Below are 21,947 nucleotides of genomic sequence, written 5' to 3'. Positions count from 1 at the left end.
TGCAAAGCGTGCAAATTTTCAGACTGTTAATAATTCAGCGAGGAAACGAAGTAAAACTTCAAGAAAGGCTAATATAAAGATTTCAGCGAAACCGTGCGTTTTCCCGCATTTTTTCTATTTACAAACGGCGGGTTATCTATTATAATAAACAGAGATTTGCGCACATTTAAGCTGAACGCCGCCGTGAAATGTTTGAAGGCGGGTTTGGACGGATATTTTTGAAAGGTAACGAAAACGTATGCTGCAATATGAAGTATTAAAACATGAACTGAATGAAAAGCAGGCGGCGCTGGATGAATTGAAGGACGCGCTGGGCCTTGAAAGACTGCGTGAAGAAGTGGAGATGCTGGAAAACAAGGCGGCGGAGCCGGGCTTTTACGACAACATGGAATCTGCACAGAAGATTTTGCAGAAGACTGCTGCGTTAAAGCAGAAGGACGAGACGTATCTGAACCTTGTTTCCCGCTGCGAAGATACGCTGACGCTCATTGAAATGGGCAATGAGGAAGAAGACCTTTCTCTTTTGCCGGAGGCACAGGAGGAAGTGGAGGCCATCGGCAAAGTGATTGAGACGATGCGTCTGACAACGCTTCTCACCGGCGAATATGACAGTAAGAACGCGATTTTGACGTTCCATGCGGGTTCCGGCGGCACGGAGGCACAGGACTGGGCCGAGATGCTGTTCCGTATGTACAACCGTTGGGGTGAGCGTCACGGCTTTAAGGTTTCTACGCTCGATTACCTTGAGGGCGACGAAGCGGGCCTGAAGAGCGCTTCCATCCTTGTCGAGGGCGAAAATGCGTATGGCTTTTTGAAGAGTGAAGCGGGCGTTCACCGTTTGGTGCGCGTCTCGCCGTTCGATTCCGCAGGCCGCCGCCACACCTCATTCTCCTCTCTGGAGGTTATGCCGGAGATTGACGAGGACCTCAGCGTGGAAATCAACCCGGACGATATTAAGATGGAAGTGTACCGTGCGAGCGGTGCGGGCGGACAGAAGGTCAACAAGACCTCTTCGGCCGTGCGTTTGATCCACATTCCGACGGGCATTGTCGTTTCCTGTCAGGTGGAACGCAGCCAGTACCAGAACCGCGACGTGGCTATGAAAATGCTTATCTCTAAGCTCGTTGAGATCAAGGAACGTGAACACCTTGAAAAAATCTCCGACATTAAGGGCGAGCAGAAGGAGATCACGTGGGGCAGCCAGATTCGCTCCTATGTCTTCATGCCGTACACGCTCGTAAAGGATCACCGCACGGGCTGCGAAAAGGGCAACATCAGCGCGGTGATGGACGGCGACCTTGATGATTTCATCACTGCGTATCTGAAGGCGCTCAGCCAGGGTACGCTCGGCGAGAACATCGAATAAATTTAGATTTTGTAAATTTGGGCAGCGTCTTTTGCAGGCGCTGCTCTTTTTTGCAGAATTTTTGCAGAGATATATGTTTTTTTACGAAAGAAGACCTTTCTTTTTTCGGACAAGTGTGGTAAACTTAATCACGGTATCGCAAAAAACGATTTGTGCGTGCCGTATGGATCCGGCCAAAATTTTTATTACACATTGGCCGAACGACCGCTGACTCTCGCTTCAAAACTCATGAGCGGGAAAAACGCAGCCCCACGCATAACGCGTGTGATCGCTGAATCATGCAGATGGCATGGTAGAAAGGATGGTACTACATGAGTACAAACAACACGAAAGCATTTGAAACGTATGAATCCGAAGTTCGCTCTTACTGCCGTAACTTCCCGACGGTCTTCGTCAAGGCGAAGGGCTCTATCCAGACGGATGAGAACGGCAAGGAGTATATCGACTTCTTTTGCGGCTCCGGCGCGCTGAACTACGGGCATAACAACCCGTACATCAAAGAGAAGGTCGTTGAATATTTGCAAAACGACGGCGTGATGCACGCGCTTGACATGTACACAAAACCGAAGCGCGAATTCATCGAATATTTTGAAAATGAAGTCATTCGCCCACGCGGCTTTGACTATAAAATTCAGTTTGTAGGCCCGACCGGCACAAACGCGGTGGAAGCGGCCTTGAAGCTGGCTCGCAAGGTAAAGAAGCGCAACAATGTCTTTGCACTGATGGGTGCGTTCCACGGCATGACGCTGGGTTCTTTAGCGCTGACAACGAATGCGGACTCCCGCAAGGGTGCAGGCGTGCCGCTTTACAACGTGACGCACATTCCGGCACCGTATATGTTCCCGGAGCTCGACACCGTAGCGTATATGGAACGCCTGATCACAGACGACCACTCCGGCGTGGAGAAACCGGCGGCGATCATTTTGGAAACGACGCAGGCGGACGGCGGCATTTATGTGCTGCCCGATGAGTGGCTGCGCCGCGTGCGCGCACTGTGCGACAAGTACGACATTTTGATGATTGTCGATGACGTGCAGGTGGGTGCTTCCCGTACCGGTTGGTTCTTCTCGTTTGAGCGCGCAGGCATCACGCCGGACATTGTGACGCTCTCGAAGTCCATCGGCGGCTATGGCATGCCGTTTGCGCTGACGCTGTTGCGCCCGGAGCTTGACCAGTGGAAGCCGGGCGAGCACAACGGCACATTCCGCGGCTATCAGCTGTCTTTGGTCGCAGCGAAAGCGGGCCTGGAATTCATGCTGAACGAGCACGTGGAAGACGCGGTTCGTGAACGTGCGCCGTTTGTGGAGAAGTTCCTCAAGGAGAACATTGAGACGATTGACAGCCGCATCACGACACGCGGCATCGGTTTGCTGTGGGGCGTGGATTTTGGCGCGTTTGAGGGCGATGTTGCGAAGGCAGTCATTCACAAGGCGTTTGAAAACGGCCTCATCGTGGAGCGTGTAGGCCGCCGTGATTCCGTTGTGAAGATCATGCCGGAGCTGAAGGTGCCGATGGATACGCTGGAAAAGGGCCTCAATATTCTGGCGAAGTCCATTCGTGAGGTTGTTGGCGAGCTGAAATAACTTAAAATTTATCTCAAAGATTAGAGATCGGGCTTTGTGCGCGGTCTCTTTTTGCATAGATTACATTTTGCTGTGCAGGATAAACAAAAACAGCTTGCAAAATGTGCGAAGCAGTGGTATGATAAGCGCAAATAGATTTTGGAAAGGAAGCGTATTGTTGTGCAGAAATTCAGTGAACTTCCGTACACCCGACCGGACATTGCGGCGGCAGTGGAGGAATATAAGCGGTACAGCGAGGCATTTAAGGCAGCAAAGACCTTTGAGGAAGCGAAAAAGGTGTTTTTAGACGCTGAAAAGCTCGACACGCACTTGTCTACGATTGCGTCGCTTTGCAGCATCCGCAACACGATGAACACGACAGATGAATTCTACGAAGCGGAAATGGCGTACCTGAACGAAAATCTGCCGAACCTGATCCCGGCGGAGAAGGCGATGAAGGAAGACATTGTGAACGGCCCGTTCCGTGCGGACTTTGAAAAGGAATACGGCGCGCATTTCATCGCGGTTTTGGAAAACGACCTCAAGACGCAGGACGAGCGCATTATCCCGGAGCTTGTGAAAGAATCGGAGCTTTCCGTGGAGTATTCTAAGGCTGCGGCTTCCTGCAAGGTGGATTTCCGCGGCGAGACCTGCAATTTCTACGGTCTTTTAAAACATATGGAGAGCACCGACCGCGAGGAGCGCAAAGAAGCGTTTGAAAAGTGGGCGAACCTTTACGAGGGCGTTTCCGACAAGCTCGATGAGTTGTACGATAAGCTCATCGAAGTGCGCGTGGAGATGGCGAAGAAGCTCGGCTATGACAATTACACCGAGCTTGCGTACCGCAATATGGGCAGACTGGACTACACGCCCGAGCACGTGGAGAAATTCCGCGAGCAGATCCGCACGGTTATCACGCCGGCGGTGGACCGCATGCGCAAGGCGCAGGCAAAGCGCCTCGGTTTGGATTCCGTCAAATACTACGATGAGAGTTTGACATTTGCAGGCGGCAACGCAGATCCCATCGGCGGCAAAGATTATATGGTGGGGCAGGCGACCGAAATGTATGGCGCGCTCTCGCCCGAAACAAAGGAATTCTTCGACTTCATGACGAAGTACGAGCTGTTTGACCTTGAGACACGCCCGGGCAAGCACCTTGGCGGCTACTGCACATCTTTGCCGGAATACAAAGCACCGTTCATTTTTTCGAACTTTAACGGTACTTCTGCAGACGTGGACGTTTTGACGCACGAAGCCGGCCATGCGTTCCAGGCATATCTCGGCGAGCGCTTGATTCCGATCGGCGTTTTGCAGGGCTCTACGAGCGAGGTGTGCGAGATCCACTCGATGTCGATGGAATTTTTCACCTACCCGTGGATGGATAAATTCTTCGGCGACCGCGCGGACGAATACCGTTATGCACATTTGTGCGATGCACTGGCCGTTATCCCGTACATGGCGTGCGTGGATGAGTTCCAGCACGAGGTATACAAGAACCCGAAGATGACGGCGAAGGAACGCCGCGGTGTGTGGCGCAGCATTGAGAAAAAATATATGCCGTGGCGCGATTATGACGGCAACGCATTCTTGGAAAACGGTGGTTTTTGGATGCAGAAGCAGCACATTTTCCTCTACCCATTCTATTATATCGATTACGCGCTGGCGCAGATCTGCACATTCTTCTTCTATGACGAGATGAAGAAAGACCGCGAGAGCGCTTGGGCACGTTATTTGAAGCTGTGCAAAGCGGGTGGCACGCTGGGCTATTTCGATCTGCTGCATTATGTCGGCATTCCGGTGCCGTTTGAAGATGGCGCGGTGGAGAAAGCCGTGCGCGGCGTGATTGAAGAGATTGAATCCGCGAAGTATTAAAATAAATTATAAAAGCCGAACGGCGGGGAAAGCTCCGATGCCGTTCGGCTTTTTGCTTGTGTGCTAATTTTGTTTGTTTTGCGGATTGAGCTTTTTCTTCATGCGGATGTCTTTACCGCGAAAGATCAAGCGGTCGTAGAATCCGATTATGCGCGAAGTGAAACGCTCGTTGTAACGCTTTTCGAGCTCCTGCATGGAGAGGTTTGTGCTGATGATGGTCGGCTTTTTCAGCGTGATGCGCGTATCAATCACATTGTAGATTGTCGCCGTGATGTAAGACGATGAGATTTCCATGCCGAGGTCGTCGATGATGAGCAGGTCGCAGTCGTTTAAAAGATCGAGCGTATCGCCGCCGGATTCTTCGGTGCGGGTGAAGCGCTCGCGCTCGAGAGCAAGGGCAAAAGTCTGCGCCGTGCCATACACTACGCCGAACCCCTTATTGATGGCTTCTGCGGCGATGGCGAGGGAAAGGTGCGTTTTGCCGAGACCCGTAGCGCCTGTGAAAAACAGGTTGCCGCTGTCCTTTTTGAAGTTGTCTGCGTAGCGCCGGCAGAAGTCGTAAATGTTGCGCATTTGCTCGCGGTCGGAACGCTCGCCGTTTACGGAAACATCGGAATAATAGAGCAGGGAGAAATCCTCAAAGGACGAGAGCGTCAGCGGGGAGATACGGTTTAGGTTTTCGTAGGCGATCTGCTTTAATAAACTGCGGTAACAGGAGCAAATGCGGCCGTCTACATAGCCGGTATCTTCGCAGCGCTTGCAGGTGTACTGCGGCTCGATGTCAGCGCGGGTGAGACCGTGCGCGGCGAGGAGATCGGCAAACTGCTTTTGCAGCGAAAGATTTTCATTTTTTAAAGCTTCCATGGTCTCTCGCGCGTTGCCGCTGCGCAAAACGGCCATAGCCGCCCGACTTGCTGTGGAAGCGATGCGTCTGCGCACGTCCTCCGCTTCGGGGCAGACGGCGTAGAAGTTCTCTAAGCGGCGCTGTGCGTTATCCTGCGCGGTGGTGCGACGTCTGTTTAATTCATTTTCAGCTTGCGTGTAGACCTGCCTTGCATATCCCATGGTTTATTTCTCCGTAGCAAAAATATCGTATTTTTCGTATTCGTCAAGGTCATAAGAAGGCTTATGCGCACCCTCGCGGCGGGCTTCGGCGGCAATTCTTTCATCCACGGCTTCTTTCAAGGTATGAATGCCCGCGTTGTGCCACGATTCCAAAATGGCGTTGATGTATTTCATGTTGACCTTGCCGGTGTTATCCACACAGCGGTTATAGGCTTCGTTTAGAAGCTCATCGGGCATGCGCCACTCGAACACCCATCTGTGAGCAAATTGGCTCTCGTTTTTGCTGGGTGCGCGGCGGGAGGTGATGCCGAACGCATTTTCACAGCGCTTCCACGCGATGGCGGTTTCGTCGAGCTCGCGCAGCTTTTCCTCCGCGGCGGCGATGCTTAAAATGTTGGAATCTGCCCAGTTGCGCACGGTGGATTCGATGTAGCTCGTGTTTGCGCGGCCAATCTTATTCGCGTAGGCGATAAGCATTAAAATGACTTCACACGGCAGGCCGTAATCTTCGTGCGCCTGAATGAGCGTGCCGGAAAGCGCGGGGGAAAGCGTTTTGCCGAGCAGGTTCTGCGCTTCCTCTACAAGGCGGCGAATCTCCGGGGAGGACTCTACGCGCTCCGAGATATAAAGCCCGTCCGGGCGCAGCATACGCTTCGGCGCGGTGGGGCGCTGCGGCTGTGTTGGAGCGGCTTTCGGCTGCGGTGCGACGGCCGTGGGGCTCTCCACGTGATTCGGCGTAAGGGCAGTATCCAGCGGGGTGTCAACGCTGCAAATGAGGCCGCTTTTCATCCAGAAGCCGAGCGCGGTATCGACACGCTGCGGGGTGATGCCGAGCGCGGCTGCAAGATCCTCCGCCGCATACGGCCGCCCGTTATGGCGCAGAAGCCACAGCATGACCTTGAGCTGATCTCCGTCCGCCTCCTTGATATATCGATCTACAAGCGCGTTCGGCACGGCGAAAACCGCGCTCCATGCGCCGAGCTCCAGCTTATAACCCATGAAAAGCCGCCCTTTCCCATCCTGAATTTCTGTATGTATCATTGTACCACACATTGTGCGTGGTTACAACCGTAAACCGCCCGGCGTAGGCGGATTTTGTCCGCGCGAAATATTTTTTAAAAGAAAATTCGCGATAGGGGTTGACTTTACGGAGAAAATTCGGTATAATAATTAACGTTACAAAACCCAATATGCTGATGTGGCTCAATGGCAGAGCAGTTCACTCGTAATGAACAGGTTGTCAGTTCGATTCTGACCATCAGCTCCAGAAACCCGATACAATTTGTATCGGGTTTTTTGTTATCTGCAAAGCCTTGCGCGGAGGCACTTTTTGTGGTATTCTTGAAAAAAAGGAGTGTGATCCATGCGCAGCGATGAATTTATCGATTTATATAAACAGCTGGAGGATGAGCTTGAGGTAAAGTTCAGCACCGCAAAGCAGCGGCGGTATTCCAGCGTGGTTTTTGAATACATCAACCATTATGAAAGCGCGCCTGTGCGCGAGACGTTGAATCTCTGCCGGGAAATCCGGAATTTGATGACGCACAACGCGAACCTCGGCGGCGAGCCGATCGTGGAGCCGAGCGAGCCGGTGGTGGAAGCACTGCGGGAGGCGCTCGACTACGTTTGCCGTCCGCCGCTTGCACTCGACTTTGCGACAAAAGGCAGCAGCATTCGCTGTGCAAGGCTTTCTTCGCGCGTTTTAAATTTGATGGAAAGTATGGACAAGAGCGGCTTTTCGCACATTCCGGTTATAGAAAAAGAGAAATTTCTCGGTGTATTCAGCGTGTCCACAATCTTTTCGTGCATTTTGCGTGACCCAACCTTGCGCATCACGAAGGAAACGACGCTTTCACAGCTTGGGAAAATGCTGGCCGTAGAAAAGCATGTGGAAAACTTTGCGTTTGTCGACGAGAAAACGACCTGCATTGAGGCACGGCGTATGTTTGAGAAGATACGCGGTCGCAACAAACGCCTTTCGGTCATTTTCATCACGAAGACGGGGAGCCGAGATGAGCCGCTGCTCGGTATGCTGACGCCATGGGACGTAATGCAGGATATTCGGCACACAGATGAAGACCCGGAAAGCCCGCGTAAAAAGGACAAAAGAGACGCTAAGAACTGAATTCACTCCATACGAAAACGACACCGCACGGGAAAAGACTTCATCATGCGGTGTCGTTTTGTTTTATGTTTTAGTTGTCGGAGGGGAAGCGGATGTTCGCGAGCTTGCGGATTTCTTCCATATAGACGGAAACGTCGTAAGCGAGGGCGGAGCACTGCTCGTATTCCGCATGGGAAGCTTCGGGCTCTGTAATATAGCGGTAAAAATCCTTCGCTTCGTAGCCCATCAGCTTGAATTTTTCTTCTTCGCCGCAAACTTCCTCTACGGTGCCGTTGTTATAACGGATGGAGATGTTGGCGAGTTTTGAGATGGACTCCACGGATACAGTGCCGTTTGTGCCCTGAAAATCCGTGTTCGCGCCGGCCTGACCGACCTTGGAGAACACGAGGTTCACGAGCTTATCCGGGTACTGCATGGCGACAATGTCGCTGCCGTCTGCGCCGGACGCCAATAAATGCGACACGGCGAGCGTGTTCTGCGGCTTACCGAACAGATACAGCGCGGGATAGACGCAATAAACGCCGAGATCCATCAAAGCGCCGGTCTCGAGCGCGGGGTTAAAGATATTCGGCAGGCTGCCCGCGAGGTACGCATCGTACTTTGAAGAGCGCTGGCAGAAATCAATCTTCGCCACGGAGATATCGCCGATCTTTTTTAAAGCTTCTTCCAAAAGCTTTCTCTGCGGCAGGTGCATAAACATGATGGCTTCAAGGTAGATGAGCCCGCACTCTTTTGCAAGCGCCTGCAGCTCTGCTACATCTTTTGCGTGGGCGGAAAGCGGCTTTTCGCAAATGACGTGCTTGCCGTGCTCCAGAAAAACACGTGCCTGCTCGATATGCAGTTTGTTCGGGCTTGCGATATACACCGCGTCGATTTTGTCCGTTGCGGCCATTTCTTCGAGGTCGGTAAAGATGGTTTTAACGCCGTAAGGCGCTGCAAAAGCCAGACCTTTCTCTTTTGTGCGGGAGTAAACGGCGGTGAGCTGCCACAGGCCGCTGTCCAAAGCGCCGTCTACGTAGCTGTTCGCGATCCAGCCGGTGCCGATCGTTCCAAATCGCAGCATAGTTTCAGGTTCCTTTCCCATTATTCAACGAGCTCGGCGATGGACTTGACGATCTCGACGATGGTCTCCATCTCTTCCAGAACGGCAAATTCGTTTCTGCCGTGCGCAAGCTCGCCGCCGGTGCAGAGGTTCGGGCAGGGCAGACCCATAAAGGACAGGCGTGCGCCGTCTGTGCCGCCGCGAATGGGGGTGGTGACCGGCTCTACGCCGTTTTTGCGCATGGCGGTGCGGGCAACGTCAAGGATTTCCTGATGCGGCAGGATCATTTCTTTCATGTTGGAGTATGCGTCCTTCAGTGTGACCTTGACGAGCTCTAAGCCGTACTTGCGGTTGATGAACTCGGCCGCGAGGTTGAATTTATCCTTTCTCGCTTCCAGAAGGTCGCGGTCGTGGTCGCGGATGATGTAGTGCAGGTGAGCGTGCTCTACGTCGCCCTCCATGTTGTTGAGGTGCGCAAAGCCTTCGTAGCCCTCGGTGTTTTCCGGCACTTCGCGGCTCGGCAGCAGGGAAGCGAACTCCATGGCGACACGGCTTGCGTTGATCATCTTGTTCTTTGCGCTGCCCGGATGCACGCTTCTGCCGGTGATCTCCACTTCGGCGGAGGTGCCGTTGAAGTTTTCATAATCGAGGCCGCCAAGCTCGCCGCCGTCGAGCGTGTAGGCGAAATCGCAGCCGAAGCCCTTGACGTCGAACTTATCCGGGCCTGCGCCGATTTCCTCGTCCGGGGTAAATGCGATATGGATTTCGCCGTGGGGGAGATTGTTTTTGATGATGTCTTCCGCAGCCTGCATGATCTCGGCTACGCCTGCCTTGTCGTCTGCGCCGAGCAAGGTGGTACCGTCGGTAACGATAAGCGTTTTACCCTTGAATTTTTTGAGAATCGGGAAATTTTCAACATCGGTGACGATGCCGAGCTCTTTGTTGAGGACAATGTCTTCGCCATCGTAATTTTCAATGACGCGGGCTTTGACGTTTGCGCCGGAGACTTCTTCTGCGGTATCCATGTGCGCGATGAAGCCGATGACGTTCTTCTTTTCGCAGTTTGCGGGAATGGTGCCGTAAACATAACCCCACTCGTCCATGTGTGCGTCTTCAATGCCCATAGCGACCATTTCATCGGCAAGGTGCTGTGCGAGCAGCTTTTGCTTCATGGTGGAGGGCATGGTGGTGCTGGAGGAATCGGACTGGGTGTCGTAGCTTACGTAATCCAGAAATTTTTCTTTAACGGACATTTTCAATCACTCCTTAAGTTCTTGTGCAGCTATGCAGGACACAGATGCGCAAAATTCATTTTCATTGTACACCTTTCTAAGTTGTATTGCAAGCGGGGGAACAAAAAAGCTCTGTTTTCTTTGTCCGTGCTAAAATGATATGACTCGAAAAAGAAGAGAAGTTAATTTCAAAGTGGTATAACATGTGATACGACATCTCTCGTTAGGGGCATAAGAAAAGGCTCCGTGCCGAAAAGACACGAAGCCCAACCTTTAAATCAGGTTTTTGGATATGAGGGGAATCAGACCTCAGCCCAATACTTCTTGAGGTTTGCAAGGCCGATGCGCAGTGCATCAAAGACCGGCTCCATGCCCTCGAACTCGATGGAGATGCAATCGTCATAACCTGCACGCTTCAGCTGATACATGCACTGCTTGATCGGTACATTGCCGTGGCCGACAATGGTGCCGCGCAGGTACTTACCGCCGCGGGAACGGAAGCTGCCTTCGCCCGGATCGGCATCCGTAAACGGCTTTACGATGAAGTCCTTTGCATGGACATAGTACGCATACGGCGCAACTCTTGTAAATGCGGAAGCCGGGTCCTCATCTGCGCAGAGGAAGTTGCCCATATCGGTGAGGAGGCCGAAGTTCTTGTTGTCGACCGCTGCGTAGAGCTTCTCAACACGCTCGGAATCCTGCACATAGAAGCCGTGGTTTTCGACCATGGTGCGGATGCCGAACTGTGCAGCGTACTCGGTGATTTCCTTGCAGGCCTTTGCAAGGCGCGGGAGCATCGTATCAAACGGGCAGAAGTCACCGGAGTTGCGTGCATAGCCAATGGCTGCGTCGTGGCGCATACGGGTGACACCGAGGACGTGTGCGATGTCGACGTAATCCTTGACGCGAGCAATCTCTTTATCGAGGTCGCCGTCGCTGCCGGTGATGAAGTCGCAGCTCATAACGAGTGCGGAAATCTCAAGGCCGACGCGCTCGCATTCCTTGCGGAGCTCTTCGGCGTGGGCGAGACGCTCTTCCTTGGTGCCGGTGCCGAAATCGGTGAAATCGACAAACTCAATGGCATCAAAGCCAAGTTCCTTGGTCTTCGCGATCAGCTCAAACGGAGTAGCCTCGCCGGAGCGGATCTTCTGCATGTAGCTGTACATACTGACGGAAAATTTCATGTGGGTCAATCCTTTCAATACAATCCTTTTTATTAAAACGTCTCTTTTGACGTTTTGTGCGAATTTAGTCGCCGAAGGAAATGCCGATCTCACGGGCTGCGAGGATTTCTTCGCAATCGACCGGGACGGTTTTCAGCTTGCCTGCGACCTCGCTGAGCGGCACCGGGACGATCTTGCCGTTGACAAGGCCGACCATGTTGCCGTAGTTCTTCTCGCGGATGAGCCTTGCGGCTGCCGCGCCGAAGCGTGTGGAGAGCACGCGGTCGTAGGCGCACGGGCTGCCGCCGCGCTGGAAATGACCCGGTACGCAGACACGAATCTCGTTATCCACACGGGAGGCAAGCTCGTCCGCAAGGCGGTACACGATGGACGGGTACTTCATTTCGGCACGCGCCTTTTTGAAGTCCTTCTTCTTCATGGCGGCTTCTTCCTTGGATAGCGCACCCTCGGCTACGGCGAGAATGGAGAACTTCTTGCCGTTTGCGATTCTATTATCCAATGTTTTTGCGATTTTGTCAATATCATACGGGATCTCCGGCAGCAAAATCACATCTGCACCGCCCGCGATGCCGGCATAAAGCGGCAGCCAGCCGACCTTGTGCCCCATGATCTCCACACAGAAAATGCGGCCGTGGGAGGTGGCGGTGGTGTGAATGCAGTCGAGGACATTCGTCGCAATCTCCACGGAGCTGTGGAAGCCGAATGTCATATCGGTGCCCCAGACATCGTTGTCGATGGTCTTCGGCAGGGAGACGACATTGAGGCCTTCCTCGCGCAGAAGGTTTGCGGTTTTCTGTGTGCCGTTGCCACCGAGGATAACGAGGCAGTCAAGCTTCATCTTCTTGTAGTTATCCTTCATGTTCTGGACTTTATCGACGCTGTTTTCGTCGATGACGCGCATGAGCTTGAACGGCTGGCGGGAGGTACCCAAAATGGTACCGCCGAGCGTTAAGATGCCGGAGAAATCTTCCGGTTTCATCAGCTTATATTCGCCGAAAATAAGCCCCTTATAGCCGTCTTTGATGCCGTAAATCTCTACGTCGTTGCCGAATTCTTCGTAAAGCGACTTTGCAACGCCGCGAATGGAGGCATTGAGGCCCTGACAGTCGCCGCCGCTTGTTAAAATACCGATTCTTTTCATCGTTCCTCAACCTTTCGTTGTGGTGTGCGGACAGCAAAACGCGCCGAAGTCCGCTCAATTTATTCTATTATAATCTTTTATTTACAACTATGCAAGCCTTATTCTTCCGCGGAGTGAATCGGGATCAAAACGCTGTCCTTTTCGATGGACTGCAGCTCTTTCAGACGCGCCTGTGCTTCGTGGTAGAATGTAAGCTGCGAGCTGATCTTTTTCTTGCCGCGCAGGTCAACGTGCTCGTAGCTTGTATCACTCTGCATGAAACGGGCGTTTGTGGTGTCGCTCAGCATGGTATCGAGAATGCCGAAGGCGCGGGCCTTCTGTGTTTCGTCCTCGATGGGGAAAACAAGCTCCACGCGGCGGTCGAGATTGCGGGGCATCCAGTCCGCGCTGCCCATATAAATGCGCGGGTTGCCGGCATTTTCAAAGCGGAAGATACGGCTGTGCTCCAGAAGCTGACCGACAATGCTCATGACAGTGATGTTCTCGCTGACGCCTTCGATGCCCGGAATGAGGCAGCAGATGCCGCGCACAATAAGCTGCACGCGCACACCGGCCTTGGAGGCTTCATAGAGAAGCTCGATGATCTTCGGGTCAACGAGGGAGTTGACTTTGACCGTGATGCCGCTGGGCAAACCCTTTTTGGCGTTTTCGGTCTCTTGACGGATCATGTACTCAAAGAAGCTACGCATGCCGTGCGGCGCAACGATGAAGTGCTTGTACTCCGGCGGACGGGAATAGCCGGTGATGACATTGAAAAGGGAGGACGCGTCTGCGCCGAACTGCTCGTTGCAGGTGAACAGGCCGAGGTCGGTATAAATTTTCGCGGTGGAGTCGTTGTAGTTGCCGGTGCCGAGGTGCAGGTAGCGGCGGATGCCGTCTTCTTCGCGGCGCACGATAAGCGCAATTTTGCAGTGGGTCTTGAGGCCGGTCAGACCGTAAATGACGTGGCAGCCGGCTTTTTCGAGCTTCTTTGCCCAGTTGATGTTGTTTTCTTCGTCAAAGCGCGCTTTCAGCTCGACAAGCACCGTGACCTGTTTGCCGTTTTCGGCGGCTTTGATGAGCGACGCGATGATGGGCGAGTTGCCGCTGACGCGGTAGAGCGTCTGCTTGATGGCAAGTACGTTTTCGTCTTCTGCGGCTTGTGCGATGAACTGCACGACACAGTCGAATGTCTCATATGGATGGTGAACAAGGCGGTCGCCCTCACGGATGGCCTTAAAAATATCGGTGTAGCCGAAGAAATCGCCCGGGGGTGTGGTGGGACGAATGGGTGCAAAACAGAGCTTTTCGCAGCCCGGGATATTCGCAAATTTTGAGAAGAACGTGAGGTCAATGGGTCCCTGCACCTCGTAGATGCCGCTTTCATTGATGTTCAGCGCTTTTATGAGAAATTTGCGGGTATCTTCATCGGTGTGCTGCAAGAGCTCCAAGCGCACGGGACGGCCGCGCTTACGACGCTTGATGGACTTTTCAATCTCATACATAAAGTCGTCCGCTTCCTCGTCGATGGTGAGATCGGAGTTGCGCGTGATGCGGAACGGGCACACGGCTTTAATCTCGTGCAGCTCGAAAAGCTCCTCAAGATAATCGGTGATGATGTCCTCGAGCAGAATGAAGCAGCGTGTGTCGCCGTCTGCGGGCAGCTCCGTAAAGCGCGGCAGAATGGACGGCACCTGCACGACGGCAAAGCACTTTTCACCCTTGTTTTCCTTGGAAGAAAGGCGCACGGCGAGGTTCAGACTTTTATTTGCGAGCATCGGGAACGGGCGGCTGCTGTCTACGGCGAGCGGCGTCAGCACGGGGAACAGCACGCGATGAAAATACTCGTCCGTAAAGGCTCTTTGCTCGTGCGTGAGCTTTTCCGGCGTGCGGAACTCGATTTCCGCCTGCTTTTTGAGGACCGGCAAAATAGAGCGGTATAGGCAGGAATACTGCTTTTCCATAAAGGCGTGCGTTTTTTTATCGAGCGCCGAGAGAAGCTCCTTCGGCGTCATGCCGGAATCATCCGGCTTTGTGTAGTTTGAGGCGATCTGGCTTTTTACACCGGCCACGCGCACCATGAAGAATTCATCAAGGTTGGAGCCGGTGATGGCAAGGAAGCGCAAACGCTCCATGAGGGGGTTATCTTTCTTTTGGGCTTCTTCCAAAACGCGCGCATTGAAGTCCATCCAGCTCAGCTCGCGGTTATAATAGTAATTCTTTTTATCAGACATGGTTTCCGTCCTTTCGTTATTTCAGCAGCTCGCTTTTGATTTGCAGCTCGGGGCTGAGACCGAATACTTCCTTAAAGAGACCGGCGCATTCCTCAAACGCCCACTTTTCGAGCAGGGCACTGCCGGAAGCGACGGCTTTGATCTCCAGCTTTTCGTTTGTAATGCGGATTTTACTGATGCGCAGCTTACGGCGCTTCGATTTATCGAGCGCGTTTGCAAGGCGGAAGATGGCAACGAGCTTTAAGATTTCCAAACGGCGTTCTTCCGTCATCGGGATTGCACCTGCATCGGCAACATTCGGCATGGTGAACTCATCGCTGCCGGCGACGAATGCCGTGAGCAGAATTTGTTCGTGCGTGAGGCCGAAAATGTCGAGATTCTTAATGAGGTCGAATGAGCACTGGTTCGGCATGCGCACATTGATGTATTGACCGCAGCTGTGCAGAATGGACGCGAGCTGCAAAATGATTTTTTTGTCACTTGACAGGCCGTGCAGGTTTTTGAATTTGTCGAAAAGCGTGCATGCAAACTCTGAAATGGCATCGGAATGTGCGCCGTGGCAGTTGTATTTTGCCGCGATGCGTTTTGCGGAAACAATGGCGCTTTCGTTCGTTTGCGCAATGTATTCTTTTTGCGCGCCCGGCACGAGCATATGGCGTGTGATGGCATCGCAAATATCGATATCCGGGCAAATGACTTTCTGCACGCCGTCCGAAAGGCGCAGCATGCCGGTATATATAGAAAGCGCTGTGTAGAGAATTTCGGCAAGCTCCTCGGAAATGTTGTAGCGGCGCGCGATGGCAGAATGGGACATCATGCGGATTTCCTTATACGCCGCGTGCATTTTCTTTGCGGAGATGGTGTAAAGGTCGCCGTTTTTTTCGGCGCCGCACACGGAGGCGACAAGCTCCAGATCGGAACCCGTCAAAATGATGCTGCGAATGTCTTTTTTCGGAATATCGACGCGGTTTAAAATGATGTCGAGATATTCTTCGACCGCTGGGTAAAAATCGTCGCACTCGCGGCTGAGCGCACCGAGGGCATCGTGCAGCTTTAAGGAGCCGATGGGGATGTTCTGCGAGGTGCAGATTGCCTTGCCGTCGTACAGCGCAACGCCGATGCTGCCCGTGCCGACATACGCGATGAGCGCGTCTTTCATCTCGAGCTTGCTTTCTTCTTTTAAAAGCCGGATAATCTCGGAGCAGATGAGCGCTTTTTCTTCGCTGTATTCCAGAATTTCCAAGTGCAGATTGTTGTGAATTTTGAGTTGATCGATGACGAACGAGCGGTTTTCCGCCTCGCGCATCACGGTGGAGGAGACCACGCGCACGTTTTTGCAGTTGTAGCCGTCCAGCGCCGTTGTGAATTTTGTGAGGATAGAGGAGAGTTGGCGCAGGCTTTCAAAGCTGATGCGTCCAGTGGTGAAGACCTCGTGGCCGAAGAACACAGGGTATTCGAGAGAATCCAGCATTTCGATCTCGCCGTGCTTTAACTGCGAGACACGCATGCGCATCGCACTGGAGCCGATCTCGATGACCGCAGCCGGCCCGCCCGGAAGTTTTTTATTCAATATGAGCACCGCCTTTCAATGTAGAGCAACTAAATCGGAGCGCCGCCGAAAGCGGGCCCGCAAGAATTCTTGAGATATTTACTTTATTATAGCAAACCCGAGAGGAAAAAGCACCCTGTTTTCGCCGAATTTTACATAAAATATGCGTGAGCCATATAATTGAATGAGAAATATACATCCTGCTATATAGTTTTAATATATAAATGTGCAAATATTTCGCACAATATTGCCTAAAAGAAAATAAAATGAAATTTTTTTGAAAAAACACTTGCATTTTTGAAAGACATGCGCTATAATAATACCCGTCGCTTGGAGAGGTATTCTAATGGTAAGGAGCCACATTGGAAATGTGGTGTGCCGCAAGGCATTGTGCGTTCGAGTCGCATCCTCTCCGCCAGTACCCGGATAACGGAAGTTATCCGGGTTTTTCTTTTATTCGCATTGCTTTTTGGTAACGTAGACTATATACTATTATACAGTATGGAAGATACAAGAGCAATGTGTCCGAACGTTGGAATTTGGAGGAGTACACATGACATACGAAAATCCAATCCTGCCGGGTTTTTACCCGGACCCGAGCATTTGCCGCGTAGGTGAAGACTATTATCTTGTCAACAGCTCATTTGAGTTCTTTCCGGGCGTGCCGCTTTGGCATAGCCGTGACCTGCTGCATTGGGAGCAGCTTGGCTATGTTTTGACGCGCGAAAGCCAGTTGCCGCTGGTGGACTGCCGCACCTCCGGCGGTATTTTTGCGCCGACGATCCGCTACCACGACGGCCGATTCTATGTGATCACGACGAATGTGACAGGCGGCGGCAATTTTTTTGTGTGGACAGATGACATCCGCGGCGAGTGGTCCGACCCGATCTGGATCGACCATCAGGGCATTGACCCGTCTTTGTTCTGGGATGCGGACGGCAAGGTGTATTACACCGGTACACATACGGACGAAAACGGCAACAACTGCATCGGACAGTTTGAGATTGATCTTGAGACCGGCGCAAAACTGAGCGAGACAAAGTGCATTTGGTACGGCACCGGCGGCAAATGCCCGGAGGGACCGCACATGTACCGCATTGGCGACTGGTATTACTTGATGATTGCCGAGGGCGGTACGGAGTACGGCCACATGGAGACCATTGCGCGCAGTAGAAGCGTGTGGGGCCCGTTCGAATCTTGTCCGCACAATCCGATCCTCACGCACCGCAATGCACACCGCGTGGAGTTTCAGGCGCTCGGACATGCCGACCTTGTGGAGACGCCGGAGGGCAAATGGTGGATGGTATTTCACGGCATTCGCCCGTCTGTTTTCATGCTGCATCACACTGGCCGCGAGACGATGATTGCGCCGGTTACATGGGATGAGAACGGCTGGCCGGTCGTATACGGTGGAAAGGAGATTCAGCCCATCATGACGGCAGAGGGCGAAGGAGACGTGCGTGTTGCGCGCAGTTGGCACGATGATTTCAACACAGCTGCACCTGCACCGCGCTGGAGCTATCTGCGCACACCCGACCGCATGAAGTATACATTTGATAAGAGCGGCGTTACACTGCGCGGCAGTGAGGCGACGCTTGACGAGCTGAAGACGGTCATATTCTTCGGTGTGCGCCAACAGCAGTTTGGTTTGAACTATACGACCGAAATGACGCTTTCCGGCGACGGCAAAGCGGGCATGACGGTTTTCCACACGAACGAGCACCACTATGAGCTGTTTGCCGAGCGTAAAAACGGCGGTATGGAGGTCACGCTGCGCCGCCGCGTGGTCGATATGCTGATCGAGAGCGAGCCGGTGTTCTTCCCGGAAACGGACACGCTGACGCTGTGCATCAAGGCCAACCGCCTGCGCTATACGTTCCTTGCGGGTAAAGCCGGGGAAGAGATGAAAGAGATCGGCACCGGCAGCACGCAGCTGCTTTCCACAGAGTGCATGAACTGCACGTTTACGGGCTGCTTTGTGGGCCTTACGGCGCAGGGGGACTGCGAAGCAAAGTACCGTTATTTTGACGTTTCTGTGCCCGCAAACGAATAAAATTCGAAATAATTAAAAAAACACTTGCTTTTTCCACCGGTTTAACGTATAATAAATTTTGTTAAGCCGGTGTGTTGGAATTGGCAGACGAGACGGACTCAAAATCCGTTGATGGCAACATCGTGCGGGTTCGACCCCCGCCACCGGCACCACACCTCAAAGGCTCGCAATCCCTTGAAATGGCTGGGCTTGCGGGCTTTTTTATGTTTTGCGCGTTTGTATACTGCCCTCCTACATCACCAAATTTGCGCAACTATAACGAAGATATTGAAAGCGAGTTTTCTGCATATCGTTCTTTTAGACATTAGCATCGTTGCAATGGCTCGCGCATCAATCCGATCAATCTTGGTTTTACGAAGGCTTAAGCTTTTCCGGTATAGGTTGGTGTGCATATATTTTTGCAGCTTCAAGTGTCGGTAGAATTCTACGAATAAAAGATTAATAAAAATTTCACAAAACTTCCTTGACTCTAAACTAAGATGAGGATATACTATAAGCGAAGACAAGCGGGATGTCCCGCGAAGATAAATTTGAAATCCAAATCAAAGGAGGAAGTTCTTGTGGAAAAAATCAGAGTTGTGCAGTATGGCTGCGGCAAAATGAGCAAGTACATTCTTCGGTATCTGCATGAGCACGGCGCACAGATTGTCGGCGCGATCGACGTAAACCCGGCGGTCGTCGGGCAGGATGTCGGTGATTTCGCGGGTCTCGGCCTTAAGACCGGCGTACTGATTTCGAACAATGCGGATAAAGTTCTCGATGAGTGCGATGCAGATGTTGCGATTGTGACGCTGTTCAGCTTCATCGGCGATATTTATGACCATGTGGAAAAATGTGTATCACGCGGACTCAATGTCATCACGACATGCGAAGAAGCGATTTATCCGTGGACGACCTCTGCGGTTCAGGTCAACCGTCTGGACGCTATCGCTAAAGCGAATAACTGCACCATCACGGGCAGCGGCATGCAGGATATCTTCTGGATCAACATGGTCGCGCTCGTCGCGGGCGGTTGCCACAAAATTACGAAGATTAAAGGCGCGTACAGCTACAACGTAGAGGAATATGGATTAGCGCTCGCAAATGCGCATGGCTGCGACCTGACACCAGAAGAGTTTGAGCAGAGGATTGCGCACCCGGACATTTTTGAGCCGTCCTACGCTTGGAATGCCAGCGAAGCCATTTGCAATAAGCTTGGCCTGACAATCAAGTCTATCAACCAGAAGCATGTGCCGTGCATCATCGATCACGACATTTACTCCGAGACGCTCGGCAAGACCATCGAAGCCGGCCGCTGCATCGGCATGTCTGCCGTCGTGGCCATCGAGACAATGCAGGGCATCACCATCGAAGAGGAGACCATCGGCAAGGTCTACGGCCCGGAAGACGGCGATATGTGCGATTGGCAAATCATCGGCGAGCCGAACACCGAGTTCCATGTTGTGAAGCCTGCAACCGTTGAGCATACTTGCGCGACGGTTGTCAATCGTCTGCCGAGCCTCATTTGTGCACCGGCCGGTTATGTTACTGCCGATCAGCTTGACCCGAACAAGTATCTCACGTATCCGATGGAGTTCTATTGCTGATTAAAGCAAGAAAATACTAAAAAGAAACAAGTGAATTTCGCCGCTCGGTGTAAAAACCGGGCGGCTTTTCTTGTCTAAACTGCGAAAATGTGCTATATTATAAATGATAAAGTACCATGAGGATAGGAGAAATAAATATGCGCATTTTAATGCTTGGAAACAGCTATATTTTCACAAATGATCTGCCGAGTATGCTGGCGGAAATCACGGGTGCCGAAGTGGTACAGAACACACGCGGCGGTGCACGCTTACGTGAGCAGCTGAACCCTGAAACAAGGCTCGGCGCAAAAGCATTGGAGCTGCTGCAAAATGAAAAATGGGATTACGTCGTTTTGCAGGAGATGAGCAACGGCCCTATCACAGCAAAGGAAAGTTTTATGCAGAGCGTGAAAGATCTGTGCGGTAAAATTCGTGAAAACGGTGCCGTACCGGTTCTGTATGCGACATGGGCATACCAAAAAGACGGCAAACAGCTTCAAAAATTCGGCATAGATTACGATGAGATGTACCGCAAAATGCACGAAGCCTATGCAGAAGCGGCAGAGAAAAACTACACGCTGCTCGCCGATGTCGGCAGTGCATTTTATGAAAAAACCGAAACCGATAATCTGTTCAACGACGACGGAAGCCATCCGAACGAAGCGGGCTCGAACCTTGCCGCCGAAACGATTGCCGAAGTCATTTTAAAGGATGCAAACGCATAATGTATCCCTACTGTGCATACGCTGTATCGGAAAAATACGGCGAAACGGGGGAGCGATATGTTAGAACGCATCGGAGAAATGCATGGGCGAGAGGTGATTAGTGTTTTGGATGGCTCGCGCATCGGATATCTCGGTGATATTGAATTTGATACACAGCAGGCGGCATTGACGGCGATCGTGGTGTACGGCCGTCCGCGCTTTTTCGGATTGTTTGGCAGAGAGAATGACTGTGTGATCCCATGGAGCGCTGTGAAGACCATTGGGGAGGATGCGGTGCTGGTCGATCACATTCCTGTAAAGCGGACACCGAAGCGCAGCTTCTTACAAAATTTCTTTGAAAACGGATAGAAAACACTTGCTTTACCCGGCATGTTGTGCTATAATAGTTCAGCGATTTGCAGATTCTGCAAGCAAAAACGCACGCCGAGGCTCTCGGATTGGTGCCGCGAAAGCGGTTTTCCCCGAAAATACCAGCCCGGCGGAGGAAAAACCAAGGAGGTATTTTCAAATGGCAGTCGTATCAATGAAGCAGCTTCTGGAGGCCGGTGTTCACTTTGGTCACCAGACAAGAAGATGGAACCCGAAGATGGCACAGTACATCTTCACGGAGAGAAACGGTATCTACATCATCGACCTGCAGAAGACCGTTAAGAAGCTCGAAGAGGCTTACAACTTCGTTCGTGACCTTTCCATGGAAGGCAAGAGCGTTCTCTTCGTAGGCACGAAAAAGCAGGCTCAGGAGTCCGTTAAGGAAGAGGCTCTCCGCGCAGGCGCTTACTATGTAAACGCTCGTTGGCTTGGCGGCATGCTCACCAACTTCACGACCATCCGCCGCAGAATTCAGAGACTTGCACAGCTGCGCAAGATGCAGGAAGACGGCACCTTCGAGCTGCTCCCGAAGAAGGAAGTCAGCAAGCTTGAGCTTGAGATCGAAAAGCTCGAAAAGTATCTTGGCGGCATCAAGGACATGAAGGAGTTCCCGGGCGCACTGTTCATTGTTGACCCGAGAAAGGAAAGAATCGCTGTTTCCGAAGCTAAGAAGCTCGGTATTCCGATCGTTGCAATCGTAGATACCAATTGCGATCCGGACGAGATTGACTACGTTATCCCGGGCAACGACGACGCTATCCGCGCTGTTAAGCTCATCGCAGGTGCTATGGCTAACGCTATCATCGAAGGCCGCGAGGGCCGTATGGGTGCTGCTGCTGAGGAGACCGAAGAAGCTGCTGCAGAGACCGAGGAATAATTTAATT

Annotated in this window: 17 protein-coding genes and 3 tRNA genes; 12 read left to right on the top strand and 8 right to left on the bottom strand. The window is 52.3% G+C overall.

Annotation, left to right across the window (positions count from 1 at the left end):
• Positions 1 to 238: 238 nt before the first annotated feature.
• From prfB to ACI0CA_RS08610, 3 genes are all read left to right on the top strand, one after another.
• Positions 239 to 1,366, top strand: coding sequence for a peptide chain release factor 2 (gene prfB, locus ACI0CA_RS08620; RefSeq protein WP_308448459.1), 1,128 nt, complete (start codon positions 239 to 241; stop codon positions 1,364 to 1,366).
• A 311-nt stretch (positions 1,367 to 1,677) separates the two neighbouring features.
• The gene (gene ectB / locus ACI0CA_RS08615; protein ID WP_176820524.1) at positions 1,678 to 2,949 is read left to right on the top strand and encodes a diaminobutyrate--2-oxoglutarate transaminase; all 1,272 of its coding nucleotides are present in this window, start codon (positions 1,678 to 1,680) and stop codon (positions 2,947 to 2,949) included.
• Between the two features lie 138 nt (positions 2,950 to 3,087).
• Entirely contained in the window at positions 3,088 to 4,800 is a 1,713-nt protein-coding gene (locus tag ACI0CA_RS08610; RefSeq protein WP_419049427.1) for a M3 family oligoendopeptidase, read from the top strand.
• 63 nt (positions 4,801 to 4,863) lie between these two features.
• Here ACI0CA_RS08610 and ACI0CA_RS08605 read toward each other — a convergent pair whose 3' ends face one another.
• Both ACI0CA_RS08605 and ACI0CA_RS08600 read right to left on the bottom strand, forming a co-directional pair.
• Positions 4,864 to 5,865 carry an ATP-binding protein gene (locus ACI0CA_RS08605; RefSeq protein WP_343284456.1) on the bottom strand — a complete coding sequence of 334 codons (1,002 nt, stop codon included), beginning with the start codon at positions 5,863 to 5,865 and terminating at the stop codon, positions 4,864 to 4,866.
• Positions 5,866 to 5,868: 3 nt separating this feature from the next.
• Positions 5,869 to 6,864 carry a DnaD domain protein gene (locus tag ACI0CA_RS08600; protein WP_343284455.1) on the bottom strand — a complete coding sequence of 332 codons (996 nt, stop codon included), beginning with the start codon at positions 6,862 to 6,864 and terminating at the stop codon, positions 5,869 to 5,871.
• A gap of 193 nt (positions 6,865 to 7,057) precedes the next feature.
• Here ACI0CA_RS08600 and ACI0CA_RS08595 point away from each other — a divergent pair.
• Both ACI0CA_RS08595 and ACI0CA_RS08590 read left to right on the top strand, forming a co-directional pair.
• Positions 7,058 to 7,132, top strand: a tRNA-Thr gene (locus ACI0CA_RS08595).
• 96 nt (positions 7,133 to 7,228) lie between these two features.
• Positions 7,229 to 7,990 carry a CBS domain-containing protein gene (locus ACI0CA_RS08590; protein ID WP_343284454.1) on the top strand — a complete coding sequence of 254 codons (762 nt, stop codon included), beginning with the start codon at positions 7,229 to 7,231 and terminating at the stop codon, positions 7,988 to 7,990.
• 70 nt (positions 7,991 to 8,060) lie between these two features.
• Here the strand turns inward: ACI0CA_RS08590 and ACI0CA_RS08585 are convergent, their stop codons facing one another.
• The 6 genes from ACI0CA_RS08585 to ACI0CA_RS08560 form a co-directional block, all read right to left on the bottom strand.
• Positions 8,061 to 9,053 (bottom strand): Gfo/Idh/MocA family protein, encoded by a 993-nt coding sequence (locus ACI0CA_RS08585; RefSeq protein WP_412330522.1) that lies wholly within the window; start codon positions 9,051 to 9,053, stop codon positions 8,061 to 8,063.
• 20 nt (positions 9,054 to 9,073) lie between these two features.
• The gene (gene pepT / locus ACI0CA_RS08580) at positions 9,074 to 10,285 is read right to left on the bottom strand and encodes a peptidase T (RefSeq protein ID WP_308448453.1); all 1,212 of its coding nucleotides are present in this window, start codon (positions 10,283 to 10,285) and stop codon (positions 9,074 to 9,076) included.
• 281 nt (positions 10,286 to 10,566) lie between these two features.
• On the bottom strand, positions 10,567 to 11,448 hold the full coding sequence (locus tag ACI0CA_RS08575) for a sugar phosphate isomerase/epimerase family protein (protein WP_308448452.1): 882 nt from the start codon (positions 11,446 to 11,448) through the stop codon (positions 10,567 to 10,569).
• 64 nt (positions 11,449 to 11,512) lie between these two features.
• Positions 11,513 to 12,589, bottom strand: coding sequence for a 6-phosphofructokinase (locus tag ACI0CA_RS08570; protein ID WP_308448451.1), 1,077 nt, complete (start codon positions 12,587 to 12,589; stop codon positions 11,513 to 11,515).
• Between the two features lie 98 nt (positions 12,590 to 12,687).
• Positions 12,688 to 14,802 carry an RNA degradosome polyphosphate kinase gene (locus ACI0CA_RS08565; protein ID WP_412263786.1) on the bottom strand — a complete coding sequence of 705 codons (2,115 nt, stop codon included), beginning with the start codon at positions 14,800 to 14,802 and terminating at the stop codon, positions 12,688 to 12,690.
• Positions 14,803 to 14,818: 16 nt separating this feature from the next.
• Positions 14,819 to 16,372, bottom strand: coding sequence for a Ppx/GppA phosphatase family protein (locus ACI0CA_RS08560; protein ID WP_343284449.1), 1,554 nt, complete (start codon positions 16,370 to 16,372; stop codon positions 14,819 to 14,821).
• 311 nt (positions 16,373 to 16,683) lie between these two features.
• Here ACI0CA_RS08560 and ACI0CA_RS08555 point away from each other — a divergent pair.
• The 7 genes from ACI0CA_RS08555 to rpsB all read left to right on the top strand — a co-directional run bounded on the left by ACI0CA_RS08555 (position 16,684) and on the right by rpsB (position 21,940).
• Positions 16,684 to 16,769 (top strand) — tRNA-Ser (locus ACI0CA_RS08555).
• 135 nt (positions 16,770 to 16,904) lie between these two features.
• Positions 16,905 to 18,404, top strand: a complete 1,500-nt coding sequence (locus tag ACI0CA_RS08550; protein WP_343284448.1) for a glycoside hydrolase family 43 protein — start codon at positions 16,905 to 16,907, stop codon at positions 18,402 to 18,404.
• Positions 18,405 to 18,469: 65 nt separating this feature from the next.
• A tRNA-Leu gene (locus tag ACI0CA_RS08545) sits at positions 18,470 to 18,556 on the top strand.
• 408 nt (positions 18,557 to 18,964) lie between these two features.
• The gene (locus ACI0CA_RS08540; RefSeq protein WP_343284447.1) at positions 18,965 to 19,990 is read left to right on the top strand and encodes an NAD(P)H-dependent amine dehydrogenase family protein; all 1,026 of its coding nucleotides are present in this window, start codon (positions 18,965 to 18,967) and stop codon (positions 19,988 to 19,990) included.
• Between the two features lie 137 nt (positions 19,991 to 20,127).
• A complete protein-coding gene (locus ACI0CA_RS08535; RefSeq protein WP_417422852.1) occupies positions 20,128 to 20,694 on the top strand; it encodes an SGNH/GDSL hydrolase family protein in 567 nt (188 codons plus the stop codon).
• A gap of 57 nt (positions 20,695 to 20,751) precedes the next feature.
• Complete coding sequence (locus tag ACI0CA_RS08530; RefSeq protein ID WP_176820254.1) at positions 20,752 to 21,042, top strand: YlmC/YmxH family sporulation protein; 291 nt, start codon at positions 20,752 to 20,754, stop codon at positions 21,040 to 21,042.
• A 160-nt stretch (positions 21,043 to 21,202) separates the two neighbouring features.
• The gene (rpsB, locus tag ACI0CA_RS08525; RefSeq protein ID WP_176820253.1) at positions 21,203 to 21,940 is read left to right on the top strand and encodes a 30S ribosomal protein S2; all 738 of its coding nucleotides are present in this window, start codon (positions 21,203 to 21,205) and stop codon (positions 21,938 to 21,940) included.
• The last annotated feature ends 7 nt before the right edge of the window (positions 21,941 to 21,947 follow it).

The organism is Hominenteromicrobium mulieris, assembly GCF_046197855.1.
In the GTDB taxonomy this organism is placed as follows: domain Bacteria; phylum Bacillota; class Clostridia; order Oscillospirales; family Acutalibacteraceae; genus Hominenteromicrobium; species Hominenteromicrobium mulieris.
This window is presented reverse-complemented; position numbering and strand designations above follow the sequence as displayed.